Here is a 14,845-nt window from a genome sequence, read left to right as displayed (position 1 = left end):
GGGTGACGGGTGAGCCGAGATAGCTCGTCAGGCGGGGTCTTCGACTTGATGGCGATCGAAGAGCATCCAGCACAGATACAGGCAGCCCGAGGTCAGCACGAACCACAGGAAGATCCAGCCGTAGATAAACGGCACGCCAAGCACATACCGGTCGAGGGATGCCGCCCATGGCAACAGCCCGACGACCCCGAGATACGGCAAACCAAGTCCAATCAACAATCTGAGCATGTCCTGTCTCCGGCACGCGACACGTTGTTCGGCAGCGGTGCGCCAGTGTGGCTGGCGACGCCTTGGCCACGTCATGAATTGACGCTTCTAGGCCATTTGTCTGGCCTGGGGCCAGTTCACCCTAATTCCGGGCTCGCGTTGCCCGGCCAAAGGGGCGAGCGCAAGGAATGAGCCGAAGTGAATATCGGGAATATTCGCGAGGGTCATGACGCAGCGATCGCCCCTTTGGGTGGGCAACCCGAAGGGAACGTGCCCTACCGGCCGTCTGGCGGCGTTGCCCGCAGCTTGCTTGGAGCGACCAAGCGGCGCTGCGAGCGCCTTGCCAGCCAGCCGGTAGAACACGTTCGCGAGCCCGGAATTAGGGTGAGCTGGCCCCAGTATCTACAGCCAAAAATCGTGACGTTTAGAGCCACATCGGAAGAACGTGTGGTGCCAGTGATGGGATTTGGGTGGACCAGCGACGGCGCGTAGCGGTTGTGCCGACGGTGCTTTTCGCTGGCACCATCACAAAGCGCCGGTGGTACTAATGCGCGGAAATTGTTCTTGGCAGTATGGGCTCATTTCCTCAGGAGCCTACCGTGGGTACGATTGATTCCTTCGCGCTGGATCGTCGCTCCGAAGCTGCGCCATACGATCCGCTTTACGATCCGCTCGTCTCGGCAAACCCGGGACTCGGCATGGATTACGCACCGACCTACTGGGTCGCCACCGCAGGTGATCCGCCCGAAGACGATGGCCCGCTACCCGGCGACGCCGACGTCGATGTGGTGATCGTCGGTGCTGGCTTCACGGGCTTGTCCACGGCACTCTTTCTCGCTCGCGAACACGGCATCCGCGCGACCGTGCTCGAAGCGAACCGCACGTGCTGGGGCTGCACCAGCCGCAACGGCGGTCAAGGCCAGAACGCGAGCGGGCGTCTCTATCGTTCCCAATGGATCGAGCGCTGGGGCAAAGAAACCGCGCTGAAGCTCGACGCCGAAATTCGCGAAGGCTTCGACACCTTCAAGTCGCTGATCGCAGAAGTGCCTTCGTGCGATCCGCAACCGGGCGGCCATCTCTACATCGCCCACCGCGAGCGCAAGATGGACTTCCTGCGCAACGAAGCCAAAGTGATGCGCGACGTGTTCGGTTACGACACGCGCATTCTTTCGCGCGCGGAAGTGAGCGAGCAATATGTCGACGATCAAGAGAATTGCGGTGCACTGCACGAGCCGGACGGCATCGGCGTGCACCCGCTCAAGCTCGCGTTCGGATATCTGCGCATGGCGCGTGCGCTCGGTGCCCGCGTGCATCCGTCCACGCCTGTGCTGAGCGTCGAGACCATCAACGGTGTGCATCACGTGCGCACGCCGCGCGGTGTGGTGCGCGCCAAAGCGGTGGCCTTCGCCACGGGCGGCTATACCCGCAACGATGTGACGAAAGCGCTGCGCTCGAAGATCATGCCGATCCTCTCGAACTCGCTTGTCACGCGCGTGCTCACGCCGGAAGAGCTCGCCGCGACCAACTTCCGCACGCACGAAGTCATCACCGACACGCGCACGCTGCGCTATTACTACCGCCTACTGCCCGACAACCGGTTGCAGATCGGTAGCCGCAGTTCGATCACCGGGGCCGATGCGCAGAATCCGAAACATATGGCGGTGCTGGTCGAAGGGTTGCATCGCAAATTCCCCGCACTGCGCGGTATTCGCGTGGACTACTCGTGGTGGGGCTGGGTCGATGTAAGCCACGACATGATGCCGCGCGTCACGCAACCCGATCCGCGCCAAAGCCTGTTCTACGCGGTGGGTTACGGCGGCAACGGCGTGTCGTTCTCGGCCCATGCCGGACGGCGACTCGCACAACGCATCGCCGGTGAGCGCGATCCGTCGTGGAGTCTGCCGATCTACGACTCGGCACTGCAATACCCCAACGTGTTCGGCACGGTGCAGTGGCAAGGCTTCGCGCCGTTCCGCCGTATCGGCCAGCGCTTCTTGTATCAGCGATACCACGCGCAAGACGAAGCGCGTTGATCCGTCACGCGCTCCGATGCATCCGCCTCATCCGTTTCATTTGTTTTTGGACTTATCAATGACGACACCGAATGCTTCCGCCGACATCCAGTTGCTCGCGACCTTCAACGACGCGTGGAACCGGCACGATATCGAAGCCCTCATGGCCTGCATGACCGACACCTGCGTGTTTCACGCGGTGGCCGGGCCCGACATGATGGGCCGCACGTTCGAAGGCCGCGAGGCCGTACGCGCCGCCTTCCAATCGGCATGGGAAAACTTCCCCGATGCGTCGTGGACCGAAGGCGAACACTTCGTGAGCGGCAATCGCGGCGTCTCCGAATCGACGTTTCGCGGCACCAAAGCCGACGGCACGCGCGTCGAGGCGCGCATGGTCGACGTGTTCACGCTGCGCGACGGCAAGATCGAAGTGAAAAACGCGTTCCGCAAAGATCGCCCGGCGTTCTGACAGGCCCTAAACGCCGGATTTTTTGCCCCGCCTGCCGGGGCATTTTTTCTTTCGGTGTGCAGTGAGCCCTGGCTCGACACTATCGCTCAAGATTTTTCGTTGCATTTTTCAATACAAAACATACCAAAAAATAAAAATACCGATTGACCGAGGCGAGTGAATCACCTAGATTTCCACTTACGCAACGAAATCGGAATTATTTGTTCCGTTTATTTTTCACTGGAGACACCATGAACGCCAAAGACCCGGCTACGGCCACCCAGCAACTCACGGCCACCGACGCCGGCCCGCAGACCATGACGCCGTCTGAGGCGTTTGTCGAAACGATGGTCGCCAACGGCGTGAGCGAGATGTTCGGCATCATGGGCTCGGCCTTTATGGATGCAATGGATATCTTCGCGCCTGCCGGCATCCGCCTGATTCCGGTCGTGCACGAGCAAGGCGCAGGTCACATGGCTGACGGCTACGCTCGCGTGTCGGGCCGCCATGGTGTCGTGATCGGCCAGAATGGCCCCGGCATCAGTAACTGCGTGACGGCCATTGCCGCCGCTTACTGGGCGCACAGCCCGGTCGTGATCGTGACGCCGGAAGCGGGCACGATGGGTATCGGCCTCGGCGGCTTCCAAGAAGCGAAGCAACTGCCGATGTTCCAGGAATTCACGAAGTATCAAGGCCACGTGACGCACCCGGCGCGCATGGCCGAATTCACGGGCCGTTGCTTCGACCGCGCCATGGCCGAAATGGGCCCGACGCAACTCAATATTCCGCGCGACTATTTCTACGGTCAGATCAAGGCCGAGATTCCGCAACCGCAACGCCTTGACCGCGGTGCCGGTGGCGAAGAGCGCCTGAACGAAGCGGCCGAACTGCTGGCACAAGCCAAGTTCCCGGTCATCATCTCGGGCGGCGGCGTGGTCATGGCCGACGCGATCGAGGAATGCAAAGCACTCGCCGAACGTCTCGGCGCACCGGTCGTCAACAGCTACCTGCACAACGACTCGTTCCCGGCCAACCATCCGCTGTGGTGCGGCCCGCTCGGCTATCAAGGCTCGAAGGCCGCCATGAAGCTGCTCGCACAAGCCGACGTGGTCGTCGCCCTCGGCTCGCGCCTCGGACCGTTCGGCACGCTGCCGCAACACGGTCTCGACTACTGGCCGAAGAACGCCAAGATCATTCAGATCGATGCCGATCACAAGATGCTCGGCCTCGTGAAGAAGATCTCGGTAGGGATTTGCGGCGACGCGAAAGCCGCCGCCGTTGCCCTCTCGCAGCGTCTGGCAGAACGCACGCTCGCCTGCGACGCGACGCGTGGCGCACGTGCCGACCAAATCGCCACGGAAAAGGCGGCTTGGGAAAAGGAACTGGACGAGTGGACCCACGAGCGCGATCCGTACAGCCTCGACATGATCGAAGAGCAGTCGAAGGAGCGCACGTTCAACGGCGGCACCTATCTGCACCCGCGTCAGGTCCTGCGCGAGCTCGAAAAGGCCATGCCTGAAGACGTGATGGTCTCGACCGACATCGGCAACATCAACTCGGTGGCCAACAGCTACTTGCGCTTTAACAAGCCGCGCAGCTTCTTCGCCGCGATGAGCTGGGGCAACTGCGGTTATGCCTTCCCGACGATCATCGGCGCGAAGGTGGCCGCACCGCACCGTCCGGCCATCTCGTACGCCGGTGACGGCGCATGGGGCATGAGCCTGATGGAAACGCTGACGTGCGTGCGCCACAACATTCCGGTCACGGCAGTGGTGTTCCACAACCGTCAATGGGGTGCGGAAAAGAAGAACCAAGTGGACTTCTACAACCGCCGCTTCGTGGCAGGCGAACTGGAGACCGCCAGCTTTGCCGGTATCGCGAAAGCGATGGGCGCAGAAGGCATCGTGGTCGATCGTCTGGAAGATGTCGGCCCGGCGCTCAAGAAGGCCATCGATCTGCAAATGAATCACGGCAAGACGACCATTATCGAAATCATGTGTACCCGCGAGCTGGGCGATCCGTTCCGCCGCGACGCGCTCTCGAAGCCGGTGCGCATGCTCGACAAGTACAAGGACTACGTCTGATTTATTAGCAGTCAGCGGTGTGATAGCGCTCCCGGCTCTGTGGGTGTCGGGGGCGCTTTTTTTTCTGGATTCGACATCATGAAAGCCATCAACCGCATTCTCGACACAGCGCGCAGCGCCCCCCAGCGCATCGTGCTGTGCGAGTCGGAAGACGTCCGAGTGCTTGCGGCAGCCGAGCGCGCCACGCGCGAGGGCATCGCCCGCATCGTGCTCGTTGGCGACATCAACAAGACACTGCAAGCGGCGGATAACGCCGGTATCGACCTTGCCGGTATGCAAGTGATCGATCCGGTGACGTCGCCGTTATCCGAAGAGTTTTCACGCACGTGGTTCGCCATGCGCGAGAAAAAAGGCCTCACGCGAGAGCAGGCTGCGGCGGAGATGCGCACGCCGTTGGGCTTCGCGAACATGATGCTGCGCTGCGGGCATGCCGACGGATCGGTTGCCGGGGCGGTCAACACGACCGCCGACGTGGTTCGCATGGCGATTCAACTGGTCGGTGTGCAACCGTCGTTTCAACTCGTGTCGAGCTTCTTCCTGATGATGCTCTGCGAGCCGTTCCATACGATGAAGGGCGGTCTGATCTTTTCCGACTGCGCACTCGTGGTCGATCCGGACGCCGCGCAACTGGCCCAGATCGCGATGGCTGCCGCCGACAGTGCGCAAGCGTTGCTGATGGAACCGCCCCGCGTGGCAATGTTGTCGTTCTCCACCAGCGGTAGCGCCAAGCATGCGGCGGTCGACAAAGTGGTGGAAGCCACACGCCTCGTGAAAGACGCGCGCCCGCACCTCGCGATCGACGGCGACGTGCAACTCGACGCCGCCATCGTCTCCGAAATTGCACAGCGCAAAGTGCCCCACTCGCAGGTTGAAGGCCATGCGAATACGTTGATCTTCCCGAGTCTCGATGCAGGCAATATCGGCTACAAGCTCGCGGAACGCATCGGCGGCGCCAAGGCCATCGGGCCTTTGCTGCAAGGGCTGAATCGCCCTGCCAATGACCTTTCGCGCGGCTGTAGCTCGGACGATATCTATTACGTGATCGGCGTCACGTGCGTGCAGGCGCAAGCTGCGCAGGCGCGCCTCGATAGCATGGCGGCGCCCGTGGCCGTCGCATGACGGCATGACGTTTTCGTCAGTATTCTCGGCGCTGCCGTTGCTGTTGCTTCTCGGCTTCGCCACGTATTTTCAAACGGTGACCGGCTTCGGTCTCGGCATGATCGTGCTGGGCGGCGCCAGCGGCTTTGGTCTGGCGCCCGTTGCGAGCGTGGCGATTCTCGTGAGTCTGGTCACGCTCATCAATAGCGCGCTCGCGCTGCCCGGCACGTGGCACCACATCGACTGGCGCGCCGTGCGAGCGGCTACGCTCGGCATCATTCCGTCAGTCGTCGTCGGCGTGCTGCTGTTCGACTATCTCAACGGCATGGCGTCGAACGTGCTGCACCTGCTGCTGGGGGCCGTCGTGCTTTACGGCGGCATCGGATCTGCGTTGCGACCGGCACCGAAAACCGAACGCTCGGGCGATAAGGGCTTTTTCTACAGCGGTATTTTCGGCGGGCTGCTTAGCGGGATGTTCGGCATCTCGGGGCCGCCGCTGATCTTCTATTTCTATCGGCAGCCGCTCACGCTGGTACAGATTCGTTGTGCGTTGATTCTGTTGTTTGCCGTGACCGCTTCGATCCGTACGATCTACAGCGCCTTTGCGGGACAACTCCCCGCACCCGTGTGGTGGCAGGCGGCAATGGCGCTGCCTATCGTGGCGCTGGCGACTGTGCTCGGACGTCGATATCCGCCACCGCTCTCCGGGGTCACAACGCGGCGCATCGCCTTCATCACGCTGATGCTGCTGGGCGCGCATTTGATGATCAGCGCCCTGCTCCACATGCTGTGATCAATGCCCGCGTCGGCCGCCGCTGCCGATCCAGTCGACCAGCTTGGCGAACATCGTCATGTCGGGGGGTGCCGTGAGATCGAGCGCCAGTGAATTTCGGTAGTACGGGCTGAGATCGAGCCCGACGCCTAGGCCAAGCACTTCCACATCGCCACGCGCCTGCTGCTGTGCCACGACCTCGCGCAAATGGTGATCGAGATAGTGTTCGTCGTTGACCTGATTCGTCGCGGCGTCCATCGGACTGCCGTCGGAGATCACGATCAGCAAGCGCCGGTTCGCCACCCGCGAGCGCAGCCGCTCGCAAGCCCACGTCACTGCTTCGCCATCGACGCCCTCGCGAAACAAGTCCGCTTTGAACAACGAGGCGATGTCGGTGCGGGCACGCCGCCAACTGGTCACTGCGTCTTTGAAGATCAGATGCGAGACTTCGTTCAGCCGCCCGGGAAACGGCGGCTTACCGCGCGCCAGCCAGTCGGTGCGCGCACGTCCGCCGTTCCACGCGCCTGTGGTGAAGCCAAGGATTTCGTTGGTCACGCCAGCGGCATCGAGTGCACGAGACAGCACGTCGACGATCATGCCAACCGACTCGATCTGCGCTTTCATCGAACCCGAGCAATCGATCAGGAAACTCACCATCGACTCGGCAATGAGCGTGTGCTTCTCCAGCCGGAAGAGACGGCGCTCTGCGGGCGAGCTCACCAATTGCGCAAGCCGCCGCCCATCGATACGCCCCTGCTCTTCGCCGAACGACCAACCGTCGCGCTGCGGGACGGCCAATGCGGCTTTGAGCGCACGTGCAAGACGCGGCACGTTGATCGCCTGCGCGACGATGCGCTCGTCCAGCCGTTCACGAAACTCCGTGAGCAGCGCGCGGCGCACGAGCGCTCCCGCATACACTTCGCGGTCGTAGCGCGTCGTAAAGACGCGGTAGCCCTGTTCCGACGCCTTCAGTACGCGGCTGTCGCCCGAGTGCGCGAGTGTGATGCCGTCCTCTTCTTTTTCGTCGAAATCGAGAAACAGCGAGAACGCGTTGCGCACGCCCTTCTGGTCTTCTTCATCTTTGGTGTCGGCATCGGCCGCCTCGCCGCTCGCCGAGCGGATCATGGCAGCGATCTCGGCGGCCAGTTCGCGCGCGTACACGGCAAACGCGGCCTGATCGGCTCGCGTGCGGCGCATGCCCGCCAACGCGCCGCCGACGCGCGGCGCGATCGCCATGCGCGTGGCTTCGATGAGCCCTTCCGTCTCTTCGATCACCGGATACGTCGTCAACCGCGACCAACTCATTTGCGCAACGGTGTAGAGCAACAGCCCCACGTGACTGTCGGCCACGCCCGTCTCGTGCACGGCACGCGACCAGGCCTCGAAACGCTCGCGTAGATTCTTGGCGATGCCCGGCATGCCCGGCGGCACGAAGGTTTCGCAGCGCAGTTGTTCGAGTAGTTCGAAGATCAACCGCTCCAGTGGCGAATCGGGCAGCAGGCTGCGATGCAGTGCCGCGTCGCTGTGGCGCAGCCGCAGTGCTGCACCGTCGGCCGCACCGCGCAGCGAGCGAAACGGGTCGTGCGGTGTCGGCAGCGTTTGCAGATGCGGCGCATGCAACGGCAGCGGGCGCATGTTCCGGCAGAGTCGCGAGCCGCTGTAGTGCAAAGCCGCGTCGCCGGTGAGCGCCCGCACGGTGGCCGCGCACAGCGCTTCGCCGCGCGCGGCGCGACGAGCTGCTTCGCGATCGGAGATCGTCATGACGCATCGGCCAGCAGCGAGCGCGCGCCGTCGTCGAACGGCAACTCGTGGCCAAACGCCCGCTGGTAATACTCGGCGACGATGGGCCGCTCGGCCTCGTCGCACTTGTTCAGGAACGTCAACCGGAACGCCAGCCCCGGGTCGCGGAAGATGCCCACGTTCTCCGCCCAGTTGATGACGGTGCGAGGCGACATCAGCGTCGACAGATCGCCAGTGGCGAAGCCCTTGCGGGTGAGTTCCGCCACGCTGACCATCGAGTCGATCAGCGCGCGCCCAGCGTCGGTGCCGAGCTCCGGCACGCGCGCCAGCACGATGCCCGCTTCGTCTTCGCGCGAGAGATAGTTGAGCGTGGCGACCACATTCCAGCGATCGATCTGTGCGTGATTGAGCACCTGCGTGCCGTGATACAGACCGTTCAGGTTGCCCAGCCCCACAGTGTTCGTCGTCGCGAACATGCGGAAACCCGGATGGGGGTGGATCACCCGGTTCTGATCAAGCAACGTGAATTTGCCTTCGCGCTCGAGAATGCGTTGAATCACGAACATCACGTCGGGGCGGCCCGCATCGTATTCGTCGAAGATAAGCGCCACGGGGCGTTGCAGCGCCCACGGCACGATACCTTCTTGAAACTCGGTGACCTGATGACCGTCGCGCACGACGATGGCGTCTTTGCCGACGAGATCGAGGCGGCTGATATGGCCGTCGAGATTGACGCGCACGCACGGCCAGTTCAAGCGTGCCGCCACCTGTTCGATATGCGTCGACTTGCCGGTGCCATGCATGCCCTGCACCATCACGCGCCGGTTATTCATGAACCCCGCGAGAATCGCCAGCGTCACGTCCGCATTGAAGCGATAGGCCTCGTCGATTCCGGGCACATGGTCGTCCCGCTCGCGATAGGCGGGTACCTTCAGATCGACATCGATGCCGAACACGCTGCGCGCATCGACCCAATGGTCCGGATGCTCAGGCATCTGCTGGCTGGGGGTTTGATTCTGGCTTTGCATCGCGTTCGTCTCCTGTACCGCGCCACCGGGCTTTCATTTTCGGCATCATATCGCTAAATATTTTTAGAAACAATTTGTTCCGAAAAATAAAATTAGCAATTGACGCCCGCGATAGCGTCGTCTACATTCGAGCGAACTGAAACGCATCGGAACCCGCCAATGCCGTTCGATCACCCGTTTGGGTACAATACCGCTGATCCATTTTCCGGAACGGCGCATATGAACGACGCAGCGACCAAGAGCGACACCTCGTCGGACGGCAAGGCAGACACCCCGACCCTGCGGGCGTTCGCCTTACTGGAGTATCTGGTGGCCGCCGACGCCCCGGTCTCGCTCGCCGACATGGCGCACGACATCCAGATGCCCAAGGCATCGCTGCATCGCATGCTCGGTTCGCTCGAAGCCGGCGGCCTCGTGATTCGCGAGCCCGGTCAGAAGAACGCCTATGTGATCGGCCCGCGTCTCGCGCAGTTGAGTCTGGGCGTGATGATGCAAGCGGGGGCGCGCCGCATGCGCCACGCGATTCTCGGCCGCTTGGTAGCCGATCTTGGCGAGACCTGCAACCTCACGATGCTCCACGAGACGGAAGTGCTCTATCTCGACCGCATGGAAGCTCCGTGGCCGCTGCGGCTCGATCTCAAACCCGGTTCGCACGTCCCCGCGCATAGCAGCGCGAGCGGCAAGTTGTTGCTCGCCATGATGCCGCGCGAACAACGCGCCGCCTTGCTGCGCGCGATGAAGCTGCAACGCTTCACGCCCAACACGCTGACCGATCCCGAATTGCTCGAGAGCGAACTCGACCGCATCGCCCATAAGGGCATTGCCGTCGACAACGAGGAGTTTGTGCTGGGCATCGCCTGCGTCGCCGCGCCGGTGATGAAAGAAGACGGTCAGTGCATCGCCGCCATCGCGGTGCATGCGCCGGTGTCGCGCACGTCGCTGTCAAAAGCAATGGAGTTCGTGCCGCGCTTGCAGGAAGCTGCCAAGGAACTCGCCAACACCTTCTGAGCGCAATGTGGCGATGTGCCCCCGGCACATCGGCCGATCACCCGCTCAGACCTTCTCCGTGTCGGCCCGCTTGGCCAACGCCTCTGTCTTGCTCGTGCGCTGCCAATCGAGTAGCGGCACGAGCGCCGTCGCCGTCTCGCGCAGCGTCGGCACCAACCCCAACAGTTCTTCCAGCGTCACGCGTGCGGTCGGGCCATGCACGGCCAGCACGGCGCGCACGTGGCCGTCGTCGGGCGCGCGCACGGGCACTCCCACCGCCACCATGCCGCGCACGAATTCCTCGTTGTCGATACCGATGCCGCGCGCGGCCAGCCGATCGAGCTCGGCGTCGAGCAAGCTGGGGTCAGTGATCGTGCGCGGCGTCATCCGCTTGAGCGTCAAGCGCGAGAGCACCGCACGCCGCTCGGCCAGCGGCATCTGCGACAGAAACAGCTTGCCGCTCGCCGTGCAATGCAGCGGGACACGCATGCCGGGGTGCATCTGCATGCGCAGCGGCTCGTTGGTTTCCACGCGCTCGATATAAAGCACCTCGTCGCCATCGAGCGCCGTCAGGTTGACGGTCTCGCCCACGCGATCGACCAGCGCGCGCAGTAGCGAGCGTGCGGCGCGCGTGAAGTTGTTATTCGCTAGCGTGACGAGCGCCAGCCGCGCCGCACGCGGCCCCAGCGATAGCCCGCGCTCCGAGCCGCGCGAGTCGGGCACATGCGCCACGTATCCGCACAACTCCAGCGCCTCGATCAGCCGCATGAGCGTAGCTTTGGGGATCGACAAACGCGTCGCCAGTTGCGACAGCGTATAGGGCTGTCCGGCGATGGCAAGACGTTCGATGATCGCCAGTGCCCGCAGGTTTCGCGCCTCCTCGCTCGCGCGAATATCCAATTCGTCTAGCGTGCCCGTCTCGCGCATTGCGCCTCCTCGCACCCGACCATCGAAATAAAAGAAACAAAATATACCAATTATTTGACGATCATCAGCCCCGGGATTACCCCGGTTTGAGTGACATTCGGCAAACAACGATCACCTAAGTCCGCTCAGACCAGCGCCGCCACTGCCCCTAGTGAAACCCCGCAGATGCGCCGCAGCAATTGCCGCGTTCTGAACCGCCATCGGCGAATTCCGTTTCAGTTTCCCTTCGCACGCTTCTTTTCGCTTGGCATTTGCCGGGCGCTCGCCGACATTGAATCGAAACAATCCGAAACGAATCGTTTCACCCCGGCAGCTCGGGGAGGGCGAACAAAAGCAGGAGACAAGGCGGTATGGAACATGAGGTCGACTATCTGATCGTTGGCGCAGGCTCGGCAGGCTGCGTGCTCGCAAACCGTCTGAGCGCGGACCCCGCGAACAAGGTGTTGCTGCTCGAAGCCGGCGGTCCCGATAGCAATCCGTGGATTCACATCCCGGTCGGTTATTTCAAAACGATGCACGATCCGGAACTCGATTGGTGCTATCACACGGAGGCCGACGAGAACGTCGCCAATCGCCGAATCGACTGGCCGCGTGGCAAGGTGCTTGGCGGCTCCAGTTCGCTCAACGGCCTGCTTTACGTGCGCGGCCAACGTCAGGATTACGACCGCTGGGCCACGCTCGGCAATCGCGGCTGGCGCTATGCCGACGTGCTGCCGTACTTCAAGAAATCGGAAGATCAAGAACACGGCGCAAGCGAGTATCACGGCGTGGGCGGCCCGCTCAAGGTGTCTGACCTGCGGCTGCGCCGCCCCATTGCCGATCACTTCATCGCTGCCGCACAAGACATCGGTATTCCGTTCAACGCCGATTACAACGGCGCCACGCAAGAAGGCGTGGGCTACTTTCAGCAAACGGCATTTCGCGGCTTTCGCTGGAGTACCGCGAAGGGCTTTCTGAAGCCCGCACGCGAGCGCCGCAATCTCATCGTCGAGACCCGTGCGCAGACTTGCCGCGTGCTCTTCGAAGGCAAGCGCGCCGTCGGCGTCGAATACTTGCAGAACGGCGAGCGCAAGAAAGCCCGCGCGCGTGTCGAAGTCATCCTCGCCGCCGGGGCGATCGGTTCGCCGCAGTTGTTACAGAACTCCGGCGTGGGGCCGACGACGGTGCTTGCCAAAGCGGGCGTGGCGCTGCGGCATGCGCTGCCAGGTGTCGGGCAGAACCTGCAAGATCACTTGCAAGTCCGGCTCGTCTTCAAGACACGCGAGCGCACACTGAACGACGAGGTGAATAACCCGTTGCGCAAGGCGCTGATCGGCCTGCAATACGCGTTTGCACGCACGGGCCCGCTCACGCTCGCCGCCAGTCAGGTGACGATCTTCACGCGCTCGCGTCCAGAAGTGGAGCGCCCCGACATCCAGTTCCACATGCAGCCGCTCTCGGCAGACAAACCGGGACAGGGTGCGCATCCGTTCTCGGCCTTCACGTCGTCTGTCTGTCAGTTGCGGCCGTTCAGCCGGGGCAGCGTCGAGATCGTGTCGAACGATCCGCTGCAATACCCGGCGATCCACGCCAACTATCTCTCGGACGCGCGCGACCATCAGGTCGTCATCGACGGCATCAAGGTGGCGCGCCGCATCGCCGCCGCGCCATCGCTCGCGCCGCACATCATCAGCGAGTTCATCCCCGGCGCTCAGTACCAGAGCGACGACGAGTTGCTGCAAGCCGCGCGCCAATACAGTCAGTCGATCTATCACCCGGCGGGCACCTGCAAGATGGGACACGACCCCATGGCGGTGGTCGACGACCGGTTGCGCGTGCACGGCCTCGCCGGGCTGCGCGTGGTGGACGCCTCGATCATGCCCGAGCTGGTTTCAGGCAACACGAATGCCCCGACGATCATGATCGCGGAGAAAGCGGCGGACATGATTCTCGAAGACAAACAGCAAGCGTCGGATATCGAAAAGATCCGCGCCGGGCACAGCATCAAAGAAGCAGCAGACGCATCGACAGCGGTCGCAGTCTAGTCATTGGTAACGGCACACATCATTAAAAGATTCGGAGACAACCATGAATGCATCGACTCAGACCGACGCCCGGCAGATGCGCCGTGTCGTCGTCGCCAGCCTGATCGGCGCCACGATCGAGTGGTACGACTTTTTTCTATACGGCGTCGTCGCCGGCATCGTCTTCAACAAGCTGTATTTCCCAAGCGGCGACCCGCTGGTCTCCACCATGCTCGCTTACGGCACGTTCGCCGTGGGCTTTCTGAGCCGTCCGCTCGGCGGCGTGATCTTCGGCCACTTCGGCGATAAGCTCGGGCGCAAGAGCATGCTCGTGATGACGCTCTCGATCATGGGCGTGGCCACGATGCTCATCGGCATGGTGCCGACCTTCGCGCAAATTGGCCTGTGGGCACCGTGTCTGCTGCTTTTCCTGCGCGTGCTGCAAGGCATCGGGCTGGGTGGCGAATGGGGCGGCGCCGTGTTGATGGCGTTCGAATATGCGCCGAAAGAAAAGCGCGGCTACTACGCGAGCATTCCGCAAGTTGGGCTGGCGCTGGGCCTGTGTCTCGCCTCGGGGGTGGTCGCGCTTTTGTCGTACACGCTGACTAGTGCGCAGTTTCTCGCGTGGGGCTGGCGTGTCGCGTTCTTCCTCTCGGTCGGTCTGGTCGCTATCGGCATGTACATTCGCCTGAACGTGATGGAGACGCCCGAGTTCACGAAGATCAAGAAGGCGGGCACCGAGATCAAGATGCCGATTGCCGAAGTGCTCACCAAGAATCCCGGCAATGTGCTCGCCGGAATGGGCGCGCGCTTCATCGACGGGGTGTTCTTCAACATCTTCGGTGTGTTCTCCATCGCCTACCTGACGCAGACGCTGAAGCTCTCGCAGACCGAAGCATTGATGGGCGTGATGGCGGCCGCCTTCGTGATGATCTTCACGATCCCGTTCTTCGGCAAGCTGTCAGACCGCGTCGGCCGCACGCGCATCTACTTCTGGGGTTCGCTGCTCACTGGGCTGTCGTCGTTCGGCGGGTTCTGGCTGATGAAGGCCAGCGGCGGCAATGTGTTCCTCGTGTGGCTCGCTATCGTGATTCCGCTCGGCGTGATCTACGCCTCGATTTATGGCCCGGAAGCCGCGCTGTTCTCCGAGCTCTTCGACGCGAAGGTTCGCTACACCGGTATCTCGTTCGTCTACCAGTTCTCGGGCATCTTCGCGAGCGGCCTGAGCCCGATCATCGCCACCTACTTGCTGCAAAAGAACGGCGGCGAGCCGTGGATGATCTGTATCTACGTGCTGTGTGCCGGGTTGATCAGCGCGCTGTCTGCGGCGTGGATTGCAAGTAAGAAGCGCCGCCAGCATGTGTGGCACGGTGCGGGGGTCGCAGAACACTAAGCCACACGACGGCATCGCCGGGAGACCGGCAACAACAGCAGGCGTGCCTCTCACGGGGCACGCCTTTTTGCAGCGTGTTTGACGCTGGGCAGGGCAGGCTTCGGCGATCTCGTGCGATGATTCAGGGTATCGCTCACCTGCCCACG

12 protein-coding genes are annotated in these 14,845 nt (G+C 62.6%); 8 read left to right on the top strand and 4 right to left on the bottom strand.

What is annotated here, in order from left to right:
- Positions 1–27: 27 nt before the first annotated feature.
- Complete coding sequence (locus PPN31114_RS14420) at positions 28–228, bottom strand: DUF3311 domain-containing protein (protein ID WP_150680141.1); 201 nt, start codon at positions 226–228, stop codon at positions 28–30.
- Positions 229–779: 551 nt separating this feature from the next.
- Here PPN31114_RS14420 and PPN31114_RS14415 point away from each other — a divergent pair.
- The 5 genes from PPN31114_RS14415 (at position 780) to PPN31114_RS14395 (ending at position 6,642) form a co-directional block, all read left to right on the top strand.
- A complete protein-coding gene (locus tag PPN31114_RS14415; RefSeq protein WP_370865873.1) occupies positions 780–2,240 on the top strand; it encodes an NAD(P)/FAD-dependent oxidoreductase in 1,461 nt (486 codons plus the stop codon).
- 58 nt (positions 2,241–2,298) lie between these two features.
- On the top strand, positions 2,299–2,688 hold the full coding sequence (locus PPN31114_RS14410; protein ID WP_150680140.1) for a nuclear transport factor 2 family protein: 390 nt from the start codon (positions 2,299–2,301) through the stop codon (positions 2,686–2,688).
- A gap of 230 nt (positions 2,689–2,918) precedes the next feature.
- On the top strand, positions 2,919–4,751 hold the full coding sequence (gene xsc, locus PPN31114_RS14405; RefSeq protein WP_174988049.1) for a sulfoacetaldehyde acetyltransferase: 1,833 nt from the start codon (positions 2,919–2,921) through the stop codon (positions 4,749–4,751).
- 78 nt (positions 4,752–4,829) lie between these two features.
- The gene (pta, locus tag PPN31114_RS14400; protein ID WP_150680139.1) at positions 4,830–5,870 is read left to right on the top strand and encodes a phosphate acetyltransferase; all 1,041 of its coding nucleotides are present in this window, start codon (positions 4,830–4,832) and stop codon (positions 5,868–5,870) included.
- Positions 5,871–5,874: 4 nt separating this feature from the next.
- Positions 5,875–6,642: a sulfite exporter TauE/SafE family protein gene (locus PPN31114_RS14395; protein WP_150680138.1), complete on the top strand. Its 768-nt coding sequence runs from the start codon at positions 5,875–5,877 to the stop codon at positions 6,640–6,642.
- Here PPN31114_RS14395 and PPN31114_RS14390 read toward each other — a convergent pair whose 3' ends face one another.
- Complete coding sequence (locus tag PPN31114_RS14390) at positions 6,643–8,382, bottom strand: cobaltochelatase CobT-related protein (protein ID WP_150680137.1); 1,740 nt, start codon at positions 8,380–8,382, stop codon at positions 6,643–6,645.
- Complete coding sequence (locus PPN31114_RS14385; protein ID WP_150680431.1) at positions 8,379–9,356, bottom strand: AAA family ATPase; 978 nt, start codon at positions 9,354–9,356, stop codon at positions 8,379–8,381. The genes PPN31114_RS14390 and PPN31114_RS14385 overlap by 4 nt, the downstream gene beginning before the upstream one ends.
- Before the next feature lie 252 nt (positions 9,357–9,608).
- Between PPN31114_RS14385 and PPN31114_RS14380 the strand changes: the two genes are divergently transcribed.
- Positions 9,609–10,397, top strand: coding sequence for an IclR family transcriptional regulator (locus tag PPN31114_RS14380; protein ID WP_150680136.1), 789 nt, complete (start codon positions 9,609–9,611; stop codon positions 10,395–10,397).
- 45 nt (positions 10,398–10,442) lie between these two features.
- On the opposite strand, the gene PPN31114_RS14375 is transcribed toward PPN31114_RS14380, so the two are convergent.
- Complete coding sequence (locus PPN31114_RS14375) at positions 10,443–11,303, bottom strand: IclR family transcriptional regulator (protein WP_150680135.1); 861 nt, start codon at positions 11,301–11,303, stop codon at positions 10,443–10,445.
- A gap of 350 nt (positions 11,304–11,653) precedes the next feature.
- On the opposite strand from PPN31114_RS14375, the gene PPN31114_RS14370 reads away from it, so the two are divergent.
- Complete coding sequence (locus PPN31114_RS14370) at positions 11,654–13,327, top strand: GMC family oxidoreductase (protein ID WP_150680134.1); 1,674 nt, start codon at positions 11,654–11,656, stop codon at positions 13,325–13,327.
- A gap of 43 nt (positions 13,328–13,370) precedes the next feature.
- Positions 13,371–14,699, top strand: coding sequence for an MFS transporter (locus tag PPN31114_RS14365; RefSeq protein ID WP_150680133.1), 1,329 nt, complete (start codon positions 13,371–13,373; stop codon positions 14,697–14,699).
- The last annotated feature ends 146 nt before the right edge of the window (positions 14,700–14,845 follow it).

It is taken from the genome of Pandoraea pneumonica (assembly GCF_902459645.1).
GTDB lineage: Bacteria > Pseudomonadota > Gammaproteobacteria > Burkholderiales > Burkholderiaceae > Pandoraea > Pandoraea pneumonica.
Note: the sequence above shows the minus strand (reverse complement) of the source record. Positions and strands in the feature narration are given on the sequence as shown.